22 protein-coding genes are annotated in these 25420 nt (G+C 43.5%); 3 read left to right on the forward strand and 19 right to left on the reverse strand.

What is annotated here, in order from left to right; genetic code table 11:
• Positions 1-224: 224 nt before the first annotated feature.
• Entirely contained in the window at positions 225-992 is a 768-nt protein-coding gene (locus INQ51_RS20580) for a beta-phosphoglucomutase family hydrolase (RefSeq protein ID WP_233379873.1), read from the forward strand.
• A gap of 14 nt (positions 993-1006) precedes the next feature.
• Here INQ51_RS20580 and folK read toward each other — a convergent pair whose 3' ends face one another.
• The 13 genes from folK to INQ51_RS20645 all read right to left on the reverse strand — a co-directional run bounded on the left by folK (position 1007) and on the right by INQ51_RS20645 (position 14166).
• The gene (folK, locus tag INQ51_RS20585) at positions 1007-1375 is read right to left on the reverse strand and encodes a 2-amino-4-hydroxy-6-hydroxymethyldihydropteridine diphosphokinase (RefSeq protein WP_233379874.1); all 369 of its coding nucleotides are present in this window, start codon (positions 1373-1375) and stop codon (positions 1007-1009) included.
• Positions 1372-1725: a dihydroneopterin aldolase gene (locus INQ51_RS20590; RefSeq protein ID WP_233379875.1), complete on the reverse strand. Its 354-nt coding sequence runs from the start codon at positions 1723-1725 to the stop codon at positions 1372-1374. Before INQ51_RS20590 ends, folK begins: the two co-directional genes overlap by 4 nt.
• The gene (locus INQ51_RS20595) at positions 1726-2457 is read right to left on the reverse strand and encodes an SDR family NAD(P)-dependent oxidoreductase (protein WP_233379876.1); all 732 of its coding nucleotides are present in this window, start codon (positions 2455-2457) and stop codon (positions 1726-1728) included.
• Between the two features lie 103 nt (positions 2458-2560).
• Positions 2561-3172 (reverse strand): riboflavin synthase, encoded by a 612-nt coding sequence (locus INQ51_RS20600; RefSeq protein ID WP_233379877.1) that lies wholly within the window; start codon positions 3170-3172, stop codon positions 2561-2563.
• A 125-nt stretch (positions 3173-3297) separates the two neighbouring features.
• The gene (gene cysS / locus INQ51_RS20605) at positions 3298-4773 is read right to left on the reverse strand and encodes a cysteine--tRNA ligase (protein WP_233379878.1); all 1476 of its coding nucleotides are present in this window, start codon (positions 4771-4773) and stop codon (positions 3298-3300) included.
• Positions 4774-4853: 80 nt separating this feature from the next.
• Positions 4854-5510: a lipoprotein signal peptidase gene (locus tag INQ51_RS20610; RefSeq protein WP_233379879.1), complete on the reverse strand. Its 657-nt coding sequence runs from the start codon at positions 5508-5510 to the stop codon at positions 4854-4856.
• Positions 5511-5595: 85 nt separating this feature from the next.
• Positions 5596-5973, reverse strand: a complete 378-nt coding sequence (locus tag INQ51_RS20615; protein ID WP_119437491.1) for a TraR/DksA family transcriptional regulator — start codon at positions 5971-5973, stop codon at positions 5596-5598.
• Positions 5974-6065: 92 nt separating this feature from the next.
• Positions 6066-9500, reverse strand: a complete 3435-nt coding sequence (gene ileS / locus INQ51_RS20620) for an isoleucine--tRNA ligase (RefSeq protein ID WP_233379880.1) — start codon at positions 9498-9500, stop codon at positions 6066-6068.
• A 196-nt stretch (positions 9501-9696) separates the two neighbouring features.
• Positions 9697-10818, reverse strand: coding sequence for an aldose epimerase family protein (locus tag INQ51_RS20625; RefSeq protein WP_233379881.1), 1122 nt, complete (start codon positions 10816-10818; stop codon positions 9697-9699).
• Between the two features lie 169 nt (positions 10819-10987).
• Complete coding sequence (locus INQ51_RS20630) at positions 10988-11968, reverse strand: SPFH domain-containing protein (protein WP_233379882.1); 981 nt, start codon at positions 11966-11968, stop codon at positions 10988-10990.
• A gap of 11 nt (positions 11969-11979) precedes the next feature.
• Complete coding sequence (locus INQ51_RS20635) at positions 11980-12423, reverse strand: NfeD family protein (protein ID WP_233379883.1); 444 nt, start codon at positions 12421-12423, stop codon at positions 11980-11982.
• 117 nt (positions 12424-12540) lie between these two features.
• Complete coding sequence (locus tag INQ51_RS20640) at positions 12541-13374, reverse strand: NfeD family protein (protein WP_233379884.1); 834 nt, start codon at positions 13372-13374, stop codon at positions 12541-12543.
• A 3-nt stretch (positions 13375-13377) separates the two neighbouring features.
• The gene (locus tag INQ51_RS20645; protein ID WP_233379885.1) at positions 13378-14166 is read right to left on the reverse strand and encodes a BtpA/SgcQ family protein; all 789 of its coding nucleotides are present in this window, start codon (positions 14164-14166) and stop codon (positions 13378-13380) included.
• A 151-nt stretch (positions 14167-14317) separates the two neighbouring features.
• Between INQ51_RS20645 and INQ51_RS20650 the strand changes: the two genes are divergently transcribed.
• Positions 14318-15025: a DUF1080 domain-containing protein gene (locus INQ51_RS20650; protein WP_233379886.1), complete on the forward strand. Its 708-nt coding sequence runs from the start codon at positions 14318-14320 to the stop codon at positions 15023-15025.
• Positions 15026-15154: 129 nt separating this feature from the next.
• Positions 15155-16093 (forward strand): CPBP family intramembrane glutamic endopeptidase, encoded by a 939-nt coding sequence (locus INQ51_RS20655; RefSeq protein ID WP_233379887.1) that lies wholly within the window; start codon positions 15155-15157, stop codon positions 16091-16093.
• Here the strand turns inward: INQ51_RS20655 and INQ51_RS20660 are convergent.
• The 6 genes from INQ51_RS20660 to INQ51_RS20685 form a co-directional block, all read right to left on the reverse strand.
• The gene (locus INQ51_RS20660; protein ID WP_233379888.1) at positions 16090-16905 is read right to left on the reverse strand and encodes a hypothetical protein; all 816 of its coding nucleotides are present in this window, start codon (positions 16903-16905) and stop codon (positions 16090-16092) included. The genes INQ51_RS20655 and INQ51_RS20660 overlap by 4 nt on opposite strands.
• Before the next feature lie 150 nt (positions 16906-17055).
• Positions 17056-17817 carry a succinate dehydrogenase/fumarate reductase iron-sulfur subunit gene (locus INQ51_RS20665; RefSeq protein WP_119437500.1) on the reverse strand — a complete coding sequence of 254 codons (762 nt, stop codon included), beginning with the start codon at positions 17815-17817 and terminating at the stop codon, positions 17056-17058.
• Positions 17818-17857: 40 nt separating this feature from the next.
• Positions 17858-19798 (reverse strand): fumarate reductase/succinate dehydrogenase flavoprotein subunit, encoded by a 1941-nt coding sequence (locus tag INQ51_RS20670; protein WP_233379889.1) that lies wholly within the window; start codon positions 19796-19798, stop codon positions 17858-17860.
• Positions 19799-19811: 13 nt separating this feature from the next.
• Positions 19812-20501 carry a succinate dehydrogenase cytochrome b subunit gene (locus INQ51_RS20675; RefSeq protein WP_233379890.1) on the reverse strand — a complete coding sequence of 230 codons (690 nt, stop codon included), beginning with the start codon at positions 20499-20501 and terminating at the stop codon, positions 19812-19814.
• A gap of 263 nt (positions 20502-20764) precedes the next feature.
• Entirely contained in the window at positions 20765-22564 is a 1800-nt protein-coding gene (locus INQ51_RS22670; protein WP_233379891.1) for an AraC family transcriptional regulator, read from the reverse strand.
• Positions 22565-22984: 420 nt separating this feature from the next.
• Positions 22985-25342, reverse strand: a complete 2358-nt coding sequence (locus INQ51_RS20685; protein ID WP_233379892.1) for a GH92 family glycosyl hydrolase — start codon at positions 25340-25342, stop codon at positions 22985-22987.
• Positions 25343-25420: the final 78 nt, after the last annotated feature.

Here is a 25420-nt window from a genome sequence, read left to right on the forward strand (position 1 = left end):
TCACGAATCTGAAATCTACAATCTAAAAGAATCCCTGTTTTTGATATTCAGGTAGCGGCGGTTGTGAAGAAATATGGCCAGTAAAAATTTAAACATGTCCAGTATTTCGAACAAAGGTAAGAAGCTTTCCCGCAATTTCCACAGGACAAATATCAGTTTTGCAGTCATTTCATTATCATCTAAAAAAACCACTAATTTTGCACAGGAAATAAAAACAACAGAAAATGGGAAAACTGGCATTCGAAGCGGTAATTTTTGACATGGACGGGGTGATCACCAAAACAGCGATTACTCATGCAGCAGCATGGAAAAAGATGTTTGATGAATTTCTTCAGGCCCGGGCAGACAGGAACAACGAAAAGTTTAATGAATTTACCCAAAGCGACTACCTCGCTTATGTTGACGGCAAACCGCGCTACAAAGGCGTTGCCTCATTTCTTGAATCCAGGAATATTTCCATTCCTTTTGGCGATCCTTCGGATGAAGCAGGAAAAGAAACCATTTGCGGCCTCGGAAACCGCAAAAACGATGCTTTTAACGAAGTAATTGCCCGCGATGGTGTAGAAGTTTACGAATCCACCGCAAAGTTGTTGGAGGACCTTACAGCTGCGGGAATTAAACTGGGCGTAGCATCATCGAGTAAAAACTGCGCGCCAGTTCTTGAAGCGCTCGATCTGTTGTCTGCATTTGGCGCCCGTGTTGACGGGGTAGTTTCTGCAGAACTCGGGTTGCACGGGAAACCGGAACCCGATATTTTTACCACTGCCTGCGAAATGCTGGGATCAACGCCTACCAAATCAATCGTTGTGGAAGATGCTGTTTCGGGTGTTCAGGCCGGTGCAAAAGGAAAATTTGGATTGACACTCGGAATTGCACGCGAGAATAATGAAGATGAACTTGCCGAAAACGGTGCCGATTTCGTGGTAAGCGATCTGGAGGAGATAAACGGGATAAACGGTTTGAACGAACTGTTCCTGAAAAATCAGGCGTAGCAATTTAGCAAGCCTCACTGAACTTCATCCACACTTTTCTGTAAAAAATCGCGTGTGTAGTAGTCCTTATCGACTATTTCACCGTTCCAAACCACGATGTCGAGATCCATGGTCCGGGGCCCGAATTTAGGCCCAGTACGGTCGCGCCCCAGTTGGTCTTCAATCGATTTTAACAACTTTGTCAGTTCCTTCCGGTCTCGTTCAGTATTTATTTTTACCGCACCATTGGTGTAGTCTGGCTGATCTGTAATTCCCACCGCCTTGGTTCTGATCATGTGTGAAACTTTCACTACTTCTACTTTGGTGCGAAGTATCTCCATCATTTGGGGAATGTTTTTCTCAGCATTGATGTTCGACCCAATGCCGACAATCACCGTATTCATCTTTTAGCCTCCATTTCCAATGAAACCGATTCGGCAAAACGCAACGCATGTGGCTTATCGACTTCCACTTTTGCCCGAATGACACGTTCGTCCTCCATTACCAAGTCAAGAATATTCCGCGTCAAAACTTCCAGCAACTTAAACCGCCCTTCCTGAACAAAAGCAATCACTTTTTTCGTGATGGTCTTGTAATCAAAAATGCCATCCGGCTCATCCGATTCCAGCGCCGAAGCAGGAATATCTGTTTCAATTTCAATATTGATCACCACATCCTGCTTATTTACCAGCTCTTCAGGATTGAACCCGATGTAGGTTCTGATCAACAGTTTTTTTACACGTATTATCGCCATTTATTCAATGTTTTTTCCAAGGTTTTCGCCCCCGTCAGCAAACAAAAGTTGCCCGGTTAGGTGCGTATTTTTCAAGATAAAATCGATACTGTTCAGAATTGGCACCACACCACCCGGTTGTTTCATCGGGATATTTTGTGCAAGATTTTGAAGGTAGTCTTCATCCTCATCCACCGGAGCCAGCGTAACTCCCGGAGCAATCGCATTCACCCGGATTGCAGGGGCAAACTCCAAAGCAGCCATCTTTGTCAGTTCCCACAAAGCCTTTTTCGACAGGGTGTAAGCTGCAAAGTTGGAAGTGTTTCCGCTAATTCGGGTATCCACAAAATTGATGATGTTTCCCTTTTTACAATACACAGCAAAGTCACGGATCAGCAAAAAAGGAGCCTTCAGGTTTACATCCAGCTGGCTGTCGAACAGCTTTGCCGATGTTTCCCGCAGGTAACTTTTGTCAAAAACCGAAGCATTGTTGATCAGCAGCTCAAAAGGGCCTGATTTTGAAACAATATTCGGAATAAGGCTTTCCACTTCATGCCCTTCGCTCAAATTGGCTGTAACCGATGAAAACAGTTGTTTCGGGTACTTTTCGCCCAACTTCCGGACAAGGGTGATCGCATCTTCTGCCGAACGGTTAAAATGAATGATTACATTCCATCCGTTTGCTGCCAGATGTTGCGAAACAGCCTTGCCTATTCGTTTCGATGCGCCTGTTATTAGTGCTGTAGGATTCATGTCTCTAAGTTACCCAATCTTCCGCAAATAACAGGTATGTGGGCGCTTGGTTCAAAAAAAAGGCCCGAAAAACGGGCCTTCTGCTATTTCTTTTTGAAATTACTTAGCTACTGTAAGAATTCAGCTTGCTCAGGTATTTTCCGATGATGTCGAATTCGATGTTGATCACCGAACCTTCTTTAAACGTATGAAAGTTGGTTACTTCATGCGTAAACGGAATAATCGCCACCTGGAACGAATTGTCCTTTGAATTCACCACGGTAAGGCTGACACCATTAACCGTTACCGAGCCTTTTTCTACGGTCATATAACCTTGCTTTGCCTTTTCGATATCGAAATCGTATTCAAAAGCGTAGTACCAGCTACCATCTGCTTCTTCCACCTTTTTACACACAGCTGTCTGGTCCACATGGCCCTGAACGATATGACCATCCAGACGACCATTCATCATCATGCTACGCTCGAGGTTTACTTTTGAACCCACTTCCAGTAAGCCCAGGTTTGACTTCAGAAGCGTTTCCTTAATCGCTGTTACTTTGTATTTTTTCTCTGCTTTATCTACCCAAACCACAGTTAAACAAACACCGTTGTGCGATAAACTCTGGTCAACTTTCAATTGGTCGGCAAACGAACAGGTAAGCGTAAAATGAACGTTTTCCTGATCTTTTTCGATGGCAACCACTGTTCCGTATTCTTCTACTATTCCTGAAAACATAACTAGTTTAAAGTTTAGAGTTTAAAGTTCAGAGACTTTCTTACTCAGTTTATTTTTTCAATGTTACAACGAATAAAATACCTTCGTCAATCATCAATCGTTAATCATCATTCTAAAATCTGCCTTTATTTAAGGCTCCATTCCACCCCGTCCTTGGTGTCTTTCAGCTCAATACCGATGGCACTCAAATCGTCGCGGATTTTATCGGCAGTAGCCCAGTCTTTATTGGCTTTTGCGTCCCTGCGAAGATTAATCAGCAGCTCCATCGCCCCGGCTAAAGCCTGGTTATCCCCTGAATCGGCGGTTTCTTCTTCCTTCAAACCAAGCACATCAAAAACAATGTTTTGATAGAAGGTTTTAAGCTCTTCAAGGTCACTTGCCGAAATCTTCTCGTTTCCGGCCTTTATTGAGTTGATCATTTTCACTCCGTCGAAGAGATGAGCAATCGCAATCGGACTGTTCAAATCGTCGCTCAAGGCAGCAAAACACTTTTCTTTGAGCGAAGCCACATCCACGGTCGATTGATCAGAAGGACTTAGCTCGCCCAGCGTTTTTACCGACGCCATCAGTCGTTCCAAACCTTTCTCTGACGCCTGCAACGCTTCGTTGGAGAAATCGATGGTACTGCGGTAATGCGCCTGCAAAATAAAGAATCGAATCGTCATGGGTGAATACGCTTGCTGCAACATGGCGTGCTTACCAGAAAACAGCTCTTTTAGCGTAATGAAATTGCCCAGCGAACGCGCCATCTTTTGCCCGTTGATGGTAATCATGTTGTTGTGCATCCAGTACCTTACCGCTTCCCGGCCGTTACTGGCAACGTTTTGCGCAATCTCACATTCATGGTGCGGAAACGTTAAGTCCATGCCACCCCCGTGAATATCAAATTGTTCGCCGAGGTATTTGGTACTCATCACCGAACATTCGAGGTGCCAGCCCGGAAATCCTTCGCTCCATTTCGACGGCCAACGCATAATATGTTCCGGCGAAGCCTTTTTCCACAAAGCAAAATCGAAAGAGTTTTTCTTTTCACTTTGTCCGTCCAGTTCGCGCGTATTGGTTTTTATATCGTCCAGGTTACGGCCCGACAAAATTCCGTATTTGTACTTCTGGTTGTATTTTTCCACGTCGAAATATACCGACCCTTTGGATTCGTAGGCAAAACCATTGTCGAGTATTTCCTGAACCATTTGCTGTTGTTCAATAATGTGGCCGCTCGCACGCGGTTCGATGCTCGGAGGTAACACGTTCAGGTTCTCCATATTGTGAACAAAAGAGTTCAGGTATTTCTGAACCACTTCCATTGGCTCCAATTGTTCGAGCCTTGCTTTTTTGCCGATTTTATCTTCGCCGCTTTCTTCTGCTTCGTTTTCCAGGTGGCCTACGTCCGTAATGTTGCGGACATAACGCACTTTGTAACCTAAAAAAGTAAGGTACCGAAACAAAAGATCGAAAGTGATGTTCGGACGGGCATGCCCGAGGTGCGAATCGCTGTAAACGGTAGGACCGCAAACGTAAAGTCCCACTTTTCCTTCCACCAGCGGTTTAAATTCTTCCTTTTTCCGGCTTAAGGTATTGTAAATAAATAGTTGATTTTCCATCATATCTTATGAATCCCAATAATGGTGCAAAGGTAAGATAAATAAGGGATTTCCGGCCTCGTTAAGTAATCAACAGCCTCCTATTCCTGAGTTGCCTGATCAACGGCTTTGCTTTCTTCTTCGTGCAGTTCTGCCTTGTTAAAATACTTGCGGTAAAACAACAAAATGGAAAAAATTCCCACTGTAATCGAAGAATCGGCTATGTTAAACACCGGACGGAAAAAGATAAAAGGATTTCCGCCCACACCCGGCACCCACTCCGGATAACGCCCTTCGATCAAAGGAAAGTAAAACATGTCAACAACCCTGCCGTGCAGAAAGCTTGAATAGCCACCTTCGGACGGAAACATGGTTGCCACCTGCCCCCAGCTGTTATTGAAAATGATTCCGTAAAACAAGCTGTCGATGATATTACCTATGGCTCCTGCAAAAATCAACGATATACAAGCAATGAATCCAAACGGAATCTCCTTGTTTTTGGCAAGTTTGAACAGATACCAGCCAATGGCAATAACGGCGAGTATACGAAAAATACTCAAAGCCATTTTACCGTATTCGCCGGCAAATTCGAATCCAAAAGCCATTCCGTTGTTCTCCACAAAATGAAGAATGAACCAGTCTTTAAAAACGACGATTTCATCACCGATCGCTAGGTTTGTTTTGATCCAGATCTTCAGAACCTGATCTACTACCAAAATCAGAAAAATTATAAGCAGCGCTTTTTTCGTCCGCGACATATTCTGTTACATTAAAATAAAATGCTCTCCGATGTCAGTTCATGCTGTTTTCGAAGAGCAAATTAAAATCTTTGTTTCATTTTACTCAGGCCTGTCCTTTTTTCGCGTCAATACTGAGCGTTGCATGGGGGACAGCCCGTAATCTTTCTTTTGATATCAATTTGCCCGTTTCGCGACAAATACCATATGTTTTGTTTTCGATACGAACCAAAGCAGCCTGCAAGTGTTGAATGAACTTTTGCTGACGTTGAGCCAGTTTTCCTGCTTCTTCTTTAGAAAGGGTTGCTGCTCCTTCTTCCAATACCTTAAACGTTGGCGAAGTGTCCGAGATATCATTCCCGTCGCCCTGAGTGATCGAATTCTTGTACATTTCGTAATCGGCCTGTGCTTTTTCAAGCTTCCTCAGGATAAGATCTTTGAATTCAACCAACTCGTCATCCGAATATCTGTTTTTAACTCCCATAGCTCTTGGGTTTTAGTTCATTTCTGTTTTTCAAGAAGCTCCTAAAGTAATAAAAAAAACCTATCAAATCCGGCGCTTCTGTGCAATTATTTCTACAACCTTTCGATTTCGATTTTTGCCATTACGTCTTTGTCGATCTCCACTTCTTTTGCAAGTGCCTGATCTGCTTTATCCACCAATGTCAAAGAATCTGCAAGCGTTTGCGAACAGATGTATTCGCGGTGGTTTTCCAGGGCTTCTTCAAAAGCCACATTTTTCTCGATCGAAAGTTTAATCCTGTCCGTCACTTCAAAGTTGCTTTCCTTGCGCAGGTTCTGAATTTTATTGATGAATTCGCGCGCAATTCCTTCCTGTCGCAACTCTTCTGTAACGTTAATATCCAAAGCAATGGTCATCTGCCCTTCGGTGGCTACTGTCCAGCCTGGAATATCTTCTGTCTGAATTTCCACATCTTCGAGTGCCAGCATCACTTTTTCTTCTCCCACCACCAGCTCGTATTCACCGTTGCTTTCGATCGTTGAAATGGTGGCCTGATCAAACTGATTTACTGCTGCTGCGATCTGTTTCATGATCTTGCCGTATTTCGGCCCAAGTGTTTTGAAATTCGGCTTGATCTTCTTTTTGATCACTCCCGCAGTATCCGTCAGGAATTCAACTTCCTTCACATTTACTTCTGCCAGAATGATGTTCGCAACTGCTTCGAACTGCTCTTTAAAGTGAGGATTCAATACCGGCACCATAATTTTGGCCAGCGGCTGACGTACTTTCAGTTTCTCTTTGCGTCGCAGTGCCAGGATCATTGATGAAGCACGTTGTGCTATGTCCATTTTTTCTTCCAGATCCTTATCGATCAGTGTTGCGTCATACCCCGGAAAATCGAGCAAATGCACACTCTGATCAGCTTCTTTTCCAGTCACTTTGTTCAGGTCAGAGAAAAGCAGGTCGGCATAAAACGGTGCTATCGGCGCCATTAATTTGGCTACTGTTGTCAAACAAGTGTACAAGGTCTGGTAAGCCGAAATTTTATCCTGAGAATACTCTCCACCCCAGTAACGTTTGCGGCTCAAACGCACAAACCAGTTACTCAGGTTTTCGGTTACAAATTCAGAAATAGCACGGCCTGCACGGGTTGGCTCGTAACTTTCGTAGCTTTCGCCCACTTCTTTTACCAGCGAGTTCAGCAGCGAAATAATCCAGCGGTCAATTTCCGGACGCTGAGCCACCGGAATTTCGTCTTCGGCATACTTAAAGCCGTCAACATTGGCATAAAGCGAGAAGAAACTATACGTATTATAAAGTGTTCCGAAGAACTTACGTTTTACTTCTTCCACCCCGGCAATGTCGAATTTCAGGTTATCCCACGGTTGCGCATTGGTGATCATGTACCAGCGCAGCGGGTCAGAACCGTAATTCTCGATGGTTTCAAACGGATCGACTGCATTGCCCAAGCGTTTCGACATTTTCATGCCGCTTTTGTCGAGTACCAGCCCGTTCGAAATAATATTTTTGAAAGCTACCGACTCGTCGATCATGGTAGCGATGGCATGCAAAGTAAAGAACCAGCCACGTGTTTGATCCACTCCCTCGGCAATAAAGTCGGCCGGGAACACACTTTTGAAGTTCTCTTTCCACTCAAAAGGATAGTGACGCTGCGCATACGGCATGGCGCCCGAATCAAACCAAACATCGATCAGATCCGACTCGCGGTACATTTTCTGTCCGCTTGGCGAAACCAGAATAATTGGGTCCACATGCGATTTGTGCAGGTCGATCTTTTCGTAGTTCTCCAGCGAGTTGTCACCCACTTCAAATCCGTCAAAAGGATTTTCAGTCATGAAACCGGCTTCCACCGACTTCGTAATTTCGCTCATCAACTCTTTCACCGAACCGATACAGATTTCTTCTGAAGCATCTTCGGTACGCCAGATCGGCAGCGGAGTTCCCCAAAAACGCGAACGGCTCAGGTTCCAGTCCACCAGGTTTTCGAGCCAGTTTCCAAAACGGCCTGTTCCTGTAGATGCCGGTTTCCAGTTGATGGTTTTGTTCAGCTCCACCATCTTGTCTTTCACCGCGGTTGATTTGATGAACCATGAATCCAACGGATAATACAACACCGGTTTATCCGTACGCCAGCAGTGCGGGTAACTGTGCACATGCTTTTCTACTTTGAAAGCTTTGTTCTCCTGTTTCAGCATCACGGCAATGTCAACATCCACCGTCGAAGCATCTTCCTCCAGCTTATCGTCGTATTCGTTTTTCACCGGGCGACCGGCAAACTCGTGATAGCTTTCGGTATTGACATATTTTTCAACAAACTCGGGATCGAGGTCGATGGTTGGGTAGAAACGTCCTTTGCGATCTACTAACGCCTGCTTTTTACCATCTGTATCAACCACGATCAGCGGAGAAATTCCATGTTGTTTTGCCACGCGGTCGTCATCCGCACCAAACGTTGGCGCAATATGAACGATCCCGGTGCCGTCTTCAATGGTTACAAAATCGCCGGTAATTACTTCGAAAGCTTTTCCTTCGGGTTTTACCCAATCGATCAGCTGTTCGTACTGAACACCTTTTAGTTGCTCGCCGGTATATTCAGCCAGCACTTTGTAAGGAATATTTTTATCGCCCGGGTTATAATCCTCCAATGCCAGCTCGGCATTTTTTGCAGGGAAATAAACCGGGAAAAGGTCTTTTGCAAGGATCAAAGTCACCGGCACTCCGGTGTAAGGATTAAACGACCGAACCTTCACATAGCGGATATTTGGTCCCACACACAAGGCGGTGTTCGATGGCAAAGTCCACGGAGTGGTCGTCCATGCCAGGAAGTGCAGATCGGTATCCAGTCCTTCGAACAAAAATTCGGAACGCTCGTTGCGAACTGCTTTGAACTGCGCAATAGCAGTTGTATCTTTTACATCGCGGTAACAACCCGGCTGGTTCAGCTCGTGCGAACTCAAACCTGTTCCGGCTGCCGGCGAGTAGGGCTGAATGGTATAGCCCTTGTACAACAATCCTTTTTGGTAGATCTGTTTCAGCAGCCACCAAACCGACTCAATGTAGCGGTTGTCGTAGGTGATGTACGGGTCGTCCATATTTACCCAATAGCCCATTTTACGGGTAAGTTCTTCCCACTCGCGGGTGTATTTCATCACCTCTTTTTTACAGGCCTGGCTGTATTCTTCTACGGTAATTTTTTTGCCTATGTCGTCTTTGGTAATACCCAACGCTTTTTCAACGCTCAGTTCCACCGGAAGTCCGTGTGTATCCCAACCGGCTTTGCGGTGAACACGAAATCCCTGCATGGTTTTGTAACGACAGAAAATATCTTTGATCGCACGCGCCATTACGTGGTGAATGCCGGGCATTCCGTTCGCCGATGGCGGGCCTTCGTAAAATACAAAAGTAGGGTGCCCTTCACGCGTTGAAATACTCTTGTGAAAAGTATCATCATTTTCCCAACGCTCCAGCACATCTTTATTGATCTGCGATAAATCTAATTGTTTGTATTCCTGAAATTTATTACTCATAAGAAACTCTTCCTAATCTGCTGATTTTAAAAAATATGCAAATATAGAAATTTTTTTAGGGGCTGAACTCAAAAATGAGCTTATTGGCAGAATGTTACCTAATCCTTTTTCAATGAGCCGGCAAATCTTATCAAGCAGATAAAAACAAAAAGGCCCGGAAACCACCGAGCCTTTGCAATATCTTTGAAACAAGGTATTATTCCACACCAAATTTATAGACGCAAATTGAGTAGTATTCGTTTCCCGGTTCCAAAATAGTCGACGGGAATTCGGGTTTATTCGGACTGTCAGGAAAGTGCTGCGTTTCCATACAGAAAGCACCTCTGAATGCATACGGAACACCTTCTTTTCCAACCGCCTTTCCATCCAGGAAATTACCGCCGTAGAACTGCATACCGGGTTCGTTGGTATACACTTCCATGGTACGTCCGGTTTGTGACTCCACTACTTTTGCGGCAAAGGTAAGACCGTTGCCCGCCTGGTTCAATACCCAGTTGTGGTCGTAACCGTTACCCAGTTTCAACTGCTCGAAATCATCGTTTATACGGGAGCCGATAGCCGTCGGAGTTCTGAAATCCATGGGAGTTCCTTCCACAGGAGCAATTTCGCCGGTTGGGATCAGTCCTGCATCCACCGGAGTGTAAGCATCGGCGTTGATCTGCACCACGTGCTCGTTTACATCGCCTTGCCCGGCACCTTTCAGGTTAAAAAACGAATGGTGGGTCAGGTTCACCGGAGTAGATTTATCGGTAGTTGCCCAATATTCTATTTTCAGTTCGTTGGCATCGGTCAGTTTATACTGAACTTTCACATCCAGGTTTCCGGGATAACCTTCTTCCCCGTCCGGAGAATGATACATAAGTACCAGCGTTTGATCATCGGGCTGCTCTGCATCCCAAACTACATTGTTGTACCCCACAATACCTCCGTGCAAAGCGTTTTCGCCATTATTCCTAGCCAATGTATAAACGGTGTCGTTCAAGGCGAACTGCCCGTTGGCAATCCGGTTTCCGTAACGGCCGATCAACGAACCAAAGTATTTCTCGCTCGTTTTCAAATATTCATCTATCGTATTAAAGCCCAGCACAACATCGCCAAAGTTCCCTTGTTTGTCGGCTGTCCACAACGAAACAACTTTTCCGCCAAAATTGGTGATCTGTGTTACCATTCCCTCGCTGTTCTTCAGGGTATAAAGATTGACCGGCTTTTCCTCTACTTCTTTCTGAAAATTGGCCGCAGGTATCAGTTCGGGCATTTTCTTTTCAGGAGCACATGCGAACAAAAGCACCAGCAACAGAGCTACAATCGAATTTTTCATAGTAGTTTTTTAAATTATTTTGAACTGTAAATGTAATGCGAATACAACGCTATACCCTATTTGATACGCCTAAAATTAATCAGGATAAATTATACAACAAAACCGCCTGCAAATTAACAGGCGGTTTTCCGGTTGCGAACCAACAAGGCAATCACTGCTGACACCTTGTTTATGAACCTTTCAACAAATCCTTGATTCCTCCGATGGAAGAAAGGATTCCACTGGCTTCATAGGGCAGGTAAACTGTTTTATTGTCTTGTCCGCTTACCATTTCTTTAAATGTTTCCAGGTATTTCATCGCCACCAGGTAGTTGATCGGGTCACCGTTTTTCGAAATAGCTTCGGTTACTTTCAGGATGGCTTCGGCTTCACCTTCGGCACGCCTAACACGGGCCATGGCGTCTCCTTCGGCCTTCAGAATTTCAGCCTGCTTTTCCCCTTCCGCTTTATTGATTTGCGATTCTTTAAAACCTTCGGCTTCGAGGATCATCGATTTTTTGGAACCTTCGGCTTCCAGAATTTTCGCGCGGCGGTCGCGTTCGGCGCGCATCTGTTTTTCCATCGCATCGCGAATATCGCGTGGAGGGTTGATGTCCTGCAATTCAACACGGTTAACTTTTACTCCCCATTTGTTGGTAGCATCGTCGAGAATGATACGCAATTTCGAGTTGATTGTGTCGCGGGAAGTCAGGGTCTCATCAAGGTCAAGCTCGCCAATAACATTTCTAAGCGTAGTTTGTGTAAGTTTTTCAATGGCATCAGGCAGGTTCTCGATTTCGTACAAAGCCTTTATCGGGTCCATGATCTGAAAGTACAAAAGTGCATTGATCTCTGTTCCCACATTGTCTTTGGTAATCACGTTCTGTTTCGGAAAATCATACACGGTTTCGCGCAGGTCAATCCGGTCTTTGGTTTTGAAACTTACGATCTTGCGCCCGTCGAAATCTTCGCGTACATAACGCCAGATAATTTTTCGCGGCTGATCGATGATCGGAATAATGATGTTAATTCCGGAAGTAAGCGTACGGTGGTATTTTCCCAGCCGTTCAATGATCATGGTTTGCGATTGTTGAACAATGCGAATACCGGCTGCAGCAAATACGATAACAAAAATGGCCAGTAAAATAAGAATCAAGGTTGTTGCATTCATCGTAATAGATTTTAATTGATTTTTTTAACGGTAACTACAATACTGTTTAACTGAACAATTTCAACGGTGGTTCCTGCGGGAATCACATCATTGTCGAGAGAGCGGGCCTTCCAGTCGTCGCCGTCAAGCGACACACGGCCCCGGTTGTTTTCATTGCTAATTTCTTCGGAAACGGTTGCCAACCTTCCGATCATGGCATCAACATTGGTTTTTGTATCGTCCGATCGTTTGTAAGCGATTTTTCGCATCAGCGGGCGTATCAGAAAAAAGCTGAGTAATGTACCCGCCGAGAAGCACACAATCTGCCACTCGAGCGAAACATCCATACCCGCAACCAGCGAACCGATCAATGCCCCGATACCGAAATTGAAAAGTACAAATGAAGGAACGAAAATCTCCATTATAAAGAACAACAGAGCGGCCAGTAACCAAATATGCCAAAGTTCAAATTCCATAATTTTTAAATTTTAACGGATGAACCAAAGTTAGCACCGGCAGCATCTTTTCTGTAATTTTCAAGGGCTTCTCTTTCTGAAGTGTCATAAAAAAGGGGATGAAACATTTCATCGGGTTCAGTTGGTTTTTAACCATTCCCGAAATGCAGCCGCCTTTAAACGACTGATGATCAAACTGCCCGGAAATCCATTGTGAACATTCAGTGTGACCTTAATTTTCCCGTTATTTTCAGGTTTGATTTCGGCCACTACATTTCGGGTAACGATGAACTGTCGGTTGGCTCTGAAAAACATTTCAGTAGATAACAAACCGTTCAGGTTCTCCAGCGACATATCGTGGATGTATTGTTTTCCGGCTTTGGTAACCACGTAGGTAATTTTGTTGGCTGAGTATAGAAAGGCGATTTCATCCAGCCCGAGGAAGAAAGTCTTGCTTCCCACTTTTAACGTTAAGCGCTCGCTTTCCTTTTTCTCCGGAATAACTTCCTCCGGATCTTTTTGGGGATGATTGTTTTCGAGCGGCTCCACGGTAAGCACAATGCTGTCGATCGCCACCACCCGAACTTTTTCACCCACCTGAATCACCTCTCCCGAAACAGCCACACTTTTCCACTGATCGCCGTCGATGGCCACACAGCCCGAATTGTTTTTCTCGTCGATTTCCTCAATCACTTTTCCAAGCTTGCCAACCAAACCACCGGCATTGGTGTTAATCGCTTTTTTGCGGTAGGCATATTTTGTCATTAGCGGTTTCACCCCGATAAATCCAGCAAGGGTTCCAATGATAAACAGAATAATTTGCAGCGCGAAAGGAGCATTCAATGCAGCTCCCAGAAACGCAAAACCGCAACCAATGCCAATACTGGCCATTAAAAACGAAGGGATGAAAATCTCGAGAATAAAAAAAACGATGGCAGCAAGTACCCACAAGTGCCAGGTATCAAATTCCATAAGCTATTTGCTAAGTTGGTTTATAGTTTTTATAAAATGTTTCACACGTTTCCGTTCTACTTTGTTCTCCCAGTTTCCGTCTTTCTTTAGCGACGACCCGACAATAAACCCATCCGCCCAATTCCAGTATTCGTTGATATTTCCGGCGCCAATACCCGAACCAATAAGTACAGGAATTTTTACCGAGCTTTTAACCTGTTTCAACTCCTCCAGCGATGGTTTCTCTCCGGTTGAACTTCCGGTAACAATCACTCCATCCGAAAGAAAAAATTCTGCTGCTCTGGCCGTTTCCGCAATTGAAACATCTGACGAAACAGCGTGCGACGAATGCTTCTTTTTAATGTCTGTGAATATTTTCACCCGATCGGCACCTATTTGCTTCCGGTACCTCAGCAACTCTCCGGCGTCGCTGTTTATCATTCCTTCGTCAGCCAAATGCCCGAAAACAAAACCTTCGGCCCTGACAAAATCAAACCCGGCAGCTAAAGCCACTGCCAGTGCCGCTTTGTTGGCACCCGCCAGAATTTGTATCCCCAATGGTATTTTTATTACGGAACGCAGCGCACAGGCAATGGCAGTCATCGACGCAATGACCTCTGCCCCCACTTCCCGATTCAGGTAAGGCCGGTCGTGCATGTTTTCGATCATGATGGCATCTACGCCTTCTTCCTGAAGCACTTTGGCATCGGCAAGCGCATCGGCAATCAGCTGTGCAAGCGAACGATCATTTCGAGGTGTTCCGGGCAAAGCCCCCACATGCACCATCCCGATTATGGTTTTATTCAGTTCCAAGGTTTACTTTTTTTGATATTGCTTAAAATTAATCGGAATCCTACTAAATACCTCATTCTTGCCCCAGAAAAAGAAAGCGTTTTTGCCCGGCTTGTTTCATCCCGAATTTGTATTTTTGAAGCTTATTAGAAATCCTAAATTCAGTTACCTAATGAAAACATTTACCGCATTTTTTGCACTTGGAATTATTTTGCTGTTTGCTTCGTGCCAAACAGAACAAAAGCCAAACACGCTTACCAAAAAAGAAATCAAAGAAGGCTGGGAGCTGCTATTTGATGGCAAATCGCTCGACAACTGGAAAACGTTTAACGGAGGTAAAGTTACCGGCTGGAAAATTGAGGACGACGTATTACACAATTCAGGTGTTGGCTCTGACCATGGTGGCGACATTGTTACCAAAAAGGAGTTTACCAATTTTGAACTGTACCTCGAATGGAAGATTGCGCCCCAAAGTAATTCAGGCGTTTTTTACCATGTTCAGGAAGGGCTCACCAATGCCATTTACGAATCGGGGCCGGAGTACCAACTGATAGACGGAAAAGGCTGGCCGGGCAAATTGGATGCCGATCAATACTCGGGCGCCAACTACGCAATGAATGCTCCCCAGAATGCAGAAGTTAAACCTGTAGGAGAATGGAATACCTCCCGTATTGTTGTGAATGGCCCGCATGTTGAACACTGGCTCAACGGCACAAAAGTAGTTGAATACGAACTGTGGTCGGACGCATGGAAAGCCCAAAAAGCCAACAGCAAGTGGGCGGATGCTCCTGAATACGGAATGGGTAAAAGCGGGTGCATTGGCTTGCAGGACCATGGCGGCTTAACCATGTTCAAGAATATCAAGATCAGGGAAATATAGTTCAGCACAATAGTCATTCCCACGAAAGTGGGAATCTACCCGAATAATGGTCATTCTCTCTTCTGAGTGGATGACCATTATTTTTCTGAACTCAGGCAAAAAATTATCTTTACTCCAAAAACAAAAAATATGGCAATTACTGCATTCAGGGGCATGAAGCCTTTTCCACAACTTTTATTCTCCGCTTTTGTAATTTTAGTTTGTTTTCTGGCTTTCCTGATCCTTTCTTTGATAATTGCCGTTCCTGTTTTTGGATTCGACTCCATACTCAGTCTTCCCACTCTTGGCGATCTGGAAAACCCGGAGAGTCTGATCGTATTAAAATACTTCCAAACCGTTCAGGCCATCGGCTTATTCATCCTCCCCCCGCTAATTCTCGCTTACCTTTACCAAGGCAACATCTCGAAATATCTTTACCTGAATAAATCATTCCAGGGGTCCTCTTTTCTGATGGTAATTGTACTGATGGTTTTTATGATGCCCTTTATCAATTTCACCGCCGAACTAAACAGCCGCCTGTCGTTACCCAGCTGGTTGTCGGACGTGGAACAATGGATGCGAAATTCAGAAGATGAAGCTGCCCGCTTGACCGAAGCATTCCTGAATGTGAAAACCATTCCGGGACTGGCATTTAACCTGTTTATGGTGGCGTTTTTACCGGCTATTGGTGAAGAATTATTGTTCCGCGGAGTTATTCAGAAAATTTTTACCCGGATGACCCGCAATCACCACTGGGGAATCTGGATTTCTGCCATTCTTTTCAGTGCCATGCACGTGCAGTTTTTTGGCTTTATTCCGCGCATGGTTCTGGGAGCTGTTTTTGGATATCTTTTGGTTTGGAGCGGATCGATGTGGCTCCCGATGCTGGGACACTTTCTGAACAATGCAATTGCTGTTACCGCCATGTTTTTGGTGAACAACGGAACCATTGGAGAAGGCGTGGAAGATTACGGTTCTACCAGCTATTACGCGGCTACCATCAGCCTTGTAATTATTGCTGCACTTTTATACCTGATAAAAAGGGAAAACGCCGACAACAAGATTGTTGCTAGCGAGATCCTGTACTAATTGAACTGCATAAAAAGATCGCGCTGTACAAACGTTGGCTTTTCTTCTGCTTTGTCTTCCAATGAAATTTCTTCTTTGGGCTCTTCAGCTTTTTTAGCCACTACCTGCTGCAGTAATTTTCGCTCTTTTCTGCGTAATACGTAAACAATCCCAAACTCTTCGGCCAGGGCGCGCTTTTCTTCTTCCGACCCCGCTTCCAACTCCAGGTGACTTTCTATTTCGGTCCACAACTGAGAGATAAAATCATTGGTGGTTTTACGCAACTGCTGCATTTTCTCGAAGGCCCTTAACGTGTTTCGCTTCAGGTTTTGCTGAAATATGGCTGCATCGCTGAACTCTTCCAATTTGAATTTTACCAGCGCAATCGACGGGCTGTAAATGGCACTTCCGCCCTGCCGTACACGGTTTTGCTCTCCGTTTACAATAGTACGACCCCATTCCAGTATTTCCTGTTCTGTATTCAGCGCAGGAACTTTACCTCCCAATTCCAAAAGGCTACCGTAATATTTTAATCCGCCGTTTATTTCGCCTCTTTCCGAAGCAAATAACAGTACCTGGATAAAATGAGAAAGGTACAGACGTGCGGTTTCCTGGGTGGCTTTATAATGTTTGTTATTGTCTGATTGCTGTTTGATATTCAGTTCGTAATGCTTCAATGTATTTTCGAACTGGTTTTTTACGCTCTGCAGCTCTTCGATCGAATGTTTGGCAAAAGGGATATTTCGGGTTGTAATGGCGTTTACTTTTTTCAGGGCTGCTTCCAACGCACGAAGCCTTGCCTTGTCCGTCGTGGGTAATCTTCTGTATGGCATAAGTCCTCCTTGTTTTTGCGAATTTAAAGAATCGCAAGCTCAGATGCAGGCGTTCGCCTTGTAACTTATGCACATCCGGTTGTGAATTATGTGAAAAAAGAAAGCCTTTTCCGCAAAGAAAAGGCTTTCAAACTATGATAAGTTAACAAACTATCTGCTCAAACGCGCTTTCAGGTATTCGCGGTTCAGGCGGGCAATGTTCATGATAGAAATGCTTTTGGGGCACTCAGCTTCACAAGCGCGGGTGTTGGTACAACCGCCGAAACCAAGTTCATCCATTTTTGCTACCATGCTCATGGCACGTGTATCAGCTTCCACTTTCCCTTGTGGCAACTTGGCCAGGTGAGAAACTTTTGCAGATACAAACAACATCGCCGATGAGTTTTTACAAGCCGCTACGCAAGCTCCGCAACCAATACATGCAGCGGCATCCATTGATTCTTCTGCATCTTCGCGCGACACCGGAATGGCGTTTGCATCGGGCACGCCACCTGTGTTAACCGATACGAAACCTCCGGCCTGGAGAATTTTCTCAAAAGCACTGCGGTCTACCACCAGGTCTTTAATTACCGGAAAAGCACGCGCACGCCAGGGCTCAATAATGATGGTTTCTCCATCTTTGAACTTACGCATGTGCAACTGACAGGTGGTTACTTCTGTGTCTGGTCCGTGCGGGCGTCCGTTGATGTACAGACTACAGGTACCGCAAATACCTTCGCGGCAATCGTGGTCAAAAGCGATCGGGTCAATTCCTTTTTCAATCAGGTCGTTGTTTAAAATGTCCATCATTTCAAGGAAAGAAGATCCGGTCGAAATATTCTCGATCGTATAAGTCTCGAATCTTCCTTTGGATTTAGCGTTCTTTTGCCTCCAAACTTTTATTTTGAGTTGTTTCAGAATTTTATCAGCCATTTCTTTTCAATTTTAAGATTAATAGATTTGAGTCGTGAGACTACTTGTAACTACGTTGTGTGAGTTTCACATTCTCAAAAACCAAATCTTCTTTGTGTAATACCGGCTCCTGGCCTTCTCCCTTGTACTCCCAGCACGAAACGTATGTAAACAGTTCGTCGTTACGTTTTGCTTCGCCCTCTTCGGTTGCCGATTCTTCACGGAAGTGTCCTCCGCAAGACTCGTTACGATCCAGTGCGTCACGTGCCATCAGTTCGCCAATATCCAGGAAGTCAGCAACACGACCTGCTTTTTCCAGTTCCGGATTCAGGTTATCCAGTTCTCCCGGAATACGAACGTCTTTCCAGAATTCTTCGCGGATTACCTTGATCTCTTCAATGGCTTTTTTCAGACCTTCAGCATTACGCGACATTCCCACGTAATCCCACATTACATGGCCCAGCTTTTTGTGGAAATAATCCACCGGCTTGGAGCCTTTTATATTGAAAAGTTTTTCGATTCTATCAGTCACCTCTTTTTCTGCTTCCACAAATTCCGGAGCATTTACATCGGTTTTTGGCGTCATAATTTCGTCAGCCAGGTAATCACCAATGGTGTATGGCAGAACGAAGTATCCGTCGGCCAATCCCTGCATCAAAGCAGAAGCTCCCAAACGGTTGGCACCGTGATCCGAGAAGTTGGCTTCACCAATCGAATACAAACCTGGAACGGTTGTCATCAGGTTGTAGTCAACCCAGGTTCCACCCATTGAATAGTGAATGGCCGGATAGATCATCATCGGCTCTTTGTACGGATCTGTATCGGTGATCTTTTCGTACATCTGGAACAGGTTTCCGTAGCGGGCTGTAATCACATCTTTACCCAATCTTTCGATCGAATATTTGAAATCAAGGAACACAGCTTTTCCTTCGGCGTTTACACCGAAACCTGCATCGCAACGCTCTTTGGCAGCACGCGAAGCAACGTCACGCGGAACCAGGTTACCGTACGAAGGATACCTTCTTTCGAGGTAAAAATCGCGATCCTCGTCAGCAATATCGTTCGGGCCAATCTCGCCTTTCTGCAGTTTTACAGCATCTTCTTTTTTCTTCGGAACCCAAACACGACCGTCGTTACGCAACGATTCCGACATCAAAGTCAGTTTCGACTGCTGGTCGCCATGAACCGGGATACAGGTCGGGTGGATCTGTACAAAACAAGGGTTCGACATGAACGCTCCTTTTTTGTAGCATTGCCATGCTGCCGATCCGTTACTTCCCATTGCATTGGTTGAAAGGAAGAATACGTTTCCGTAACCACCGGTTGCCACTACTACGGCGTGTGCTCCAAATCTTTTGATTTTTCCACTTACCAGGTCGCGGGCAATAATACCACGTGCTTTTCCGTCAATTTTAACCACATCCAACATCTCGTGGCGATTGTACATTTCCACATTACCTTTGGCAATCTGGCGGTTCAGTGCCTGGTATGCACCAATCAGCAACTGCTGCCCGGTTTGTCCGCGCGCATAAAACGTACGGCTTACCAACACCCCACCAAATGAACGGTTATCAAGCAAACCGCCGTATTCGCGACCAAACGGAACACCTTGTGCCACACACTGGTCGATAATGTTGGGGGAAACTTCAGCCAAACGGTAAACGTTAGCTTCGCGGGCACGGTAGTCGCCCCCTTTGATTGTATCATAAAACAACCGGAAAACCGAGTCGTTGTCGTTCTGGTAGTTTTTTGCGGCGTTAATCCCCCCCTGTGCAGCAATCGAGTGTGCACGACGCGGGCTGTCCTGGTAACAAAATGCTTTTACCTTGTATCCCAGTTCGGCCAATGAAGCAGCTGCCGAAGCACCTCCCAAACCGGTTCCAACAACTACAATTTCTAATTTACGCTTGTTTGCAGGGCTCACCACTTTAATGGCCGATTTATGCTTGGTCCACTTTTCGGCCAATGGGCCCTGAGGTATTTTACTATCTAAAATGCTCATAATTCTTTCCTTTTTAATTGTTCAATCCAAACATGAAATAAAGCGGAATAATCGCAAAACCAAGGGCCACAACTACGGCATAAACCTGGCCAATAACCTGCCATCTTTTTAACCAGTGTTTGTTGTTCAACCCCAGTGTCTGGAATGATGACCAGAATCCATGTGAAAGGTGTACACCCAACAAAATTCCACCGATGATGTAGAAAATGCCAAGGGCTGTGCTTTGGATAAATGCTGTAGAAACAAGTGCATACGCATTTTCCATGTGAACTCCCTTAACCACTACTTCTTCCAGTAAGTGATGCCCGGTGAATTTCATTTTCACAAAGAAATCGAGGATGTGAATGATCAGGAAAACCAGCACCAATCCACCCAGCACCAGCATGTTGCGCGAAGCCCATGAACTGGCACCACTCATGTTCTTTTTGGCGTACTTCACCGGACGTGCTTTCCAGTTCTGGTACTCCAGCATGAACGACCATAAGATGTGAACTATGAATCCCAATCCTAAAACGGGTTCCATTACTTTAATAAGTGGGTTGGTTGCCATAAAATGAGCCCCCTGATTAAACAAATCACCACTGTCATCAAAAATAAGTAACAGGTTGATGCCTAAATGGACCGCAATGAATACCATCAGGAAAAGACCCGACACACTCATTATGAACTTTCTTCCAATTGAGGCAGTTAAAAATTTGCTCATAATCTATTTATATTTTGGTTGATTTAATAACTCTTTAAAAGAGCATCACAAATGTAGATGAACCCCCTTTTATCCGCAAAAAAGGCGATCTAAAATAGCTAATTTAAAATGTTTCTACAAATGATTTAATTCTGGGATAACAAAGCTTCGGAAAGTCGCACGATCAATCTTTCCAAATTATACCACGACCCATCTACAAACTCCAAACACAAAGGCCTGCAGGCCACGCTCTAAGTGTTGTTAAGATAAAATGACTCCTAATACTATGCTTTTCCCCTTTTTTGCAACTCGCTGTTTAATTCACCGATAAAATAGGAAGGTAATATTCCCTGCCTTTTCTTGAAAGCTGCTTTAAAAGTGTTAATGCTATTAAAACCAGCAGAAGCGGCAATATAATTTAATTTACTATTCCTAAAATCGCCATCCACCAACAACCTCGATAACAGATAATTAATTCTTAAATCATTTATATAATTATTGAAATTGGTTTTCTTTTCCAGGTTAATTACCTGTGACAAATATTTCGAATTTGTTTTTAACCGGACGGAAACATCATTTAAATTACAATGCGGATCAAGAAAAAAGTTTTCTGCTTCCAGTTTATTCAATCTGTGCAGAATCAAGTTCTTTGTTTCTTCGTCAATAGTCTGGCACTTTTTAACCGAAACATCACCACTGTAATCATTCGACACGCCAAATGTCTTTCGGTAATCCTGAATTTTCTGTTTCAGCTCCGTCTGCATGGTTGCTAACTCCAGAGTATGACGATAGAGCATTTTATTCTTCTTCCGGGCCTTGAAATACGACAAGGCAACAATCAAGCAGATGAATGAAACCAGAATAAGAACAACAATCACAAAATTAAATCTGTCTTGCTGAACTTTGTTTTCCAGTTCTAATATCCTGTTCATCTGGGTTACCTCATTAACCTTTCGCCTGGTTTCCAGTATTATTATTTTCTGTTCCTTTTCGTTGTTAAAATACGAGTCGCGGATTGCGGCATACAAGTTATTATACTCATACGTTTTTGTCAGGTTATTTTGCTTCTTGTATAACTGAGCTAATATAAGACTGTTTGATTTTACAACATCGAAAGCATTTATTTCTTCGGCTGCTTCCAGGCTTTTTTCATAAAAACCAATAGAAGCAACTGTATCATTTTTCAACAAGAAAAGTTCGGCTTGCAATATCAGTATTCTGGGAACCCTGAATTTATAACCGTCTTTGTTGATTATCATTAATGCTTTATCTAAATATTGCTGAGCACTTCCATATTCTCCTATTTGCATGTAAATTTCTGCCATATTCATAAATACGGCACTTTTTATATAGTTACCGGTAGAAGGAATTTTGGGCTCCATTCTCAAACAAAATGCATAGATATCCAAAGCACCCTTCGGATTATTCAGCTTAGCGGTTAACCGGGCAATTTCATCTATCTTAGAAAAAAGGTACTGTGTTTTTTTTAGTTTGATAATATAATGAAGTCCTTCAAAGCAATATTTTAACGATATGGAGTAATTCTCTGTCCGAAGATAATAATGGGACAATGCAAAATAGGCTTTCAAAAACAAATAACCTTTTTGGGTCCGTTCAGCAAAATCCAGCAGTTCGAATCCAATTTCCAGGGCTAAGTCATACTCCCCTCTTTCCGTATAAATATAGGATTTTAGTGTTTTTAAATCGGCGTAACATTCGGGAAACCTATCATATTCCACTACTTCTTCTATTTTCTCGACCTCACTCATGCTTCGGTCAAAAAGACCACTAACAAACAACAGGTATGCATGATTATATTTTGCCGTTAACTCTCCCTTTTGAAAACCTATCGCCTGAGCAAGCTCAAGAGCCTCTTCATTATACCCACGTGCGGTTTTAATCGACTTAAACCTTGTTGCTTCATATAAATCCAACAATACATTCACTTTTTCAATACCTGTGGTATTCTGCTTTTTAATCAGCAACATATCCTGGTCAAGAAAAATATCCTTACTGTATTTAGCGTCATCAAGCAAGGTTTCAATCTGTTTAAAATAAGCCGTAATTGTATCATTGTCGCTCACCTGGGAATACAATCTGACGCAATTGATCGTTAACAATAAAACTATGATCCAGATTTTAATATGCACAGTATCTTTCTTATATATCCATCTAATCTCCCAACGAGTAATGCTTCAAAACACAAAAACAAATATAATTCTCTAAGTGGAGCTTATATCAAGTTTTTTCGTAGAAATCCGAACCCAATATATTAAAAAAGTAACTTGTAAAAACTGTATTTACACAGCTTATAATTTTTGCTACGACAAACAGCCTAGTAGCATAATTCAAAAAAATGAAAATTGCGAAAAGGATTCACTAGAAATTTTTCAGAATAGGAAATAAAAGGAGTATAAATGTCGAAAATTACCTGTGCCTAATTATAGAAACATCTGGGGGTTAACAAGAGCTTTGAGTGAGTAATTTAGCTCCCTACAATTAAACTAAGGTCTTTGCACTAAGCCAGTGTTCGGCTCATTACCCATGAAAAAAGTTATTGTGCCTCCCTCCGTGATGTCAGAATGCTGTAATGTATTTGCTATAAGCTCGTTTCCGTTTAGTTCAATTTTCTGGATGTACACATTTTCCTTCCCCTGATTAACGGTTTTAATGGTAAATCTTTTACCATTTCCCAGATTTATTGTTGCATTACTGACCAGCGGACTTCCAATCGCATATTCTTCGGAGCCGGGAAGTACAGGATAAAATCCCAAGGCACTAAAAACATACCAGGCACTCATTTGCCCGGCATCATCGTTCCCACACAATCCGTTCTCCGCATTACTGTACATGGAATCCAATATCATTCGCACACGACTCTGCGTTTTCCACGGCTGATTGGTCCAATTGTATAAATACGGGATATGGTGTCCCGGCTCATTTCCGTGTACATAATTTCCGATAATGCCATCGCGCGTAATGTCTTCATTCTTTTCAATGTATTTGTCCTCAATTTCTTTGGTAAATATCATATCCAGGTGTTGTGGAAATTTATCTTTCCCTCCCATTAACTCAATCATATCATCGATTTCGTGAGGTACATACAAACCGTAATTCAAAGCATTCCCTTCGATAAAGCCTTGCCCGTGCGTGTCAAAAGGATCAAACATTTTACGCCAAGTACCATCCGACATTTTGGGCCTCATATAGTTACTTTCAGGATCAAAAACATTCAAATAACTTTTTGACCTACCCATATAGTTACTGTACACCTCTTCATTTCCTGCCTTTTTTGCCAACTGAGCGATACACCAATCATCGTAAGCATATTCCAATGTTTGTGACACCGAATACGAGCTGACATTTTCGGAAACATATCCTAATTTCATATAAGAGTCCAAGCCTCCGAAATATTTAACGCTGGCAGTACTGGTTGCAGCATCGATTAGTTTTGACAAATCGGCATCGGTCACTCCTTTTGCCACAGCATCAGCAAGAACTGAAACCGAATGATATCCAACCATACACCAGTTTTCGTTCGCATAATGACTCCAGATCGGAAGCATTCCATGCACACTCTGATCATAATGTGCCAACATCGATTTAACCATGTCATTACTCCTTTCGGGCTGAATGATATTAAACAAGGGATGTAGTGCCCGATAGGTATCCCATAAAGAGAAAATGGTATAGTTGGTAAATCCATCGGATTCGTAGATATTTTGATCAAGCCCCCTGTATTTGCCGTCCACATCTTCGTAAACAATCGGGCTTAACATGGTATGATACAAAGCTGTGTAAAACGTTTCTTTTTGCTCCGGAGTTTGGGTCTCCACATTTATTTTCGATAGTTCAGCATTCCACTTCTTTTGTGTTTCCTGTTTTGTTTGCTCAAAATTCCAGTGTGCAATCTCGGTATTTAGGTTGTTAACAGCCCCTGCAGTACTAACAGAAGAAAGTGCAAACTTCACCTTTATTTTTTCGTTTTCCCCGGTCTCGAAATTAAAATAGGCCCTGATATTTCTTCCTGCCATTTCAGGAAAGTTTTGCTCCTCGTTAAACTGCCTGTAAAAGCCATTGTACTTTACATCATCGTACTTCTTGTGTCCGTACGAATCAAATGGCTTTGAAAACTGCATGGCAAAAAATACTTTTCGGGTTCTGGCCCAACCGCTTGTTTGCCGGTATCCTGTAACCAGCGAATCGTTTTCAACCCGAACAAAAGTCCACACATTTTTATCTTCGTAATGGTAGATATTCCAAATCAAATCTAAAATAATGCGCGATTCTTCTGACTGAGGAAAGGTGTACTGATGAAATCCTACCCTATCACTGGCCGTAAGCTCTGCCAATATGTTATTATCATTTAGCTTAACCCGATAATAACCGGGCTCAGCATACTCGTCATCGTGCGAAAATGTAGAATGATATCCGCTTCCAGATTCTCTAGCATTTCCAGGCTCCAGCTGTAATTCGCCAATAGTGGGCATTACCAAAAAGTCGCCCAGATCAGAATGTCCGGTACCGCTAAAATGCGTATGGCAAAAACCAAAAATTGTAGAATCGGTATACTGATAACCCGAGCAATATTGATAGGCTTTGGGATTGTATTTTCCATTGGTACTATGAGGTTCAAAATTAGTTGCAGGACTTAATTGCACCATTCCAAACGGAGTACTTGCACCGGGATATGTATGTCCCATATCTTTTGTTCCAACAAACGGATTTACATACTGAATAAAATTTTCTGAAGAAACAGCAACACTATCCTGCGGGCTCTCATCCTTCTTTTTTTTACAAGAAAGCATAAAAAGAGATAGTACCAGGATTACTGGCAAGAACCATAATTTTACTAACGACATGATTGTAGTACAGCTTTTTTTTGAGCAATAGAGATTTACTAACAGGTTTGAGGATTCGTTCGCATTATTCAATTTAGG

It is taken from the genome of Maribellus sp. CM-23, assembly GCF_021354595.1.
Taxonomy (GTDB): domain Bacteria; phylum Bacteroidota; class Bacteroidia; order Bacteroidales; family Prolixibacteraceae; genus Draconibacterium.